This is a genomic window from Shewanella sairae, from assembly GCF_023283535.1.
Lineage (GTDB): Bacteria > Pseudomonadota > Gammaproteobacteria > Enterobacterales > Shewanellaceae > Shewanella > Shewanella sairae.
Window position 1 is genome coordinate 1 of record NZ_JAKILT010000222.1, and the last position, 596, is coordinate 596.

The 596-nt window shown below is 46.3% G+C and carries 1 protein-coding gene; it reads left to right on the top strand.

The genetic code is table 11. The features are described 5' to 3' along the window. A partial coding sequence (locus L2748_RS24300) for a GTP-binding protein (RefSeq protein WP_248957846.1) occupies positions 1-596 on the top strand: 596 nt, incomplete at both ends.

Here is a 596-nt window from a genome sequence, read left to right on the forward strand (position 1 = left end):
GTATTGACCAAAGCTTTTGGTGGTACTGTTCGTGATTTCGCACAGATCGATAACGCTCCAGAAGAGCGTGAGCGCGGTATTACAATTAATACTTCTCACATCGAGTACGATACACCTGCACGTCACTACGCACACGTAGATTGTCCTGGTCACGCCGATTATGTTAAAAACATGATCACTGGTGCTGCACAGATGGACGGCGCAATCCTAGTAGTTGCTTCTACAGATGGTCCAATGCCACAAACACGTGAGCACATCCTGCTTTCACGTCAGGTTGGCGTTCCATTCATCATCGTATTCATGAACAAGTGTGACATGGTAGATGACGAAGAACTTCTAGAACTAGTAGAAATGGAAGTTCGTGAACTTCTATCTGAGTACGACTTCCCAGGTGATGACCTACCAGTTATCCAGGGTTCTGCTCTTAAAGCTCTTGAAGGCGAGCCAGAGTGGGAAGCTAAGATTCTTGAACTAGCTGAAGCTCTAGACACATACATCCCTGAGCCAGAGCGTGCTATCGATGGTGCATTCATTCTTCCAATCGAAGATGTTTTCTCAATCGCTGGTCGTGGTACTGTTGTTACTGGTCGTGTAGA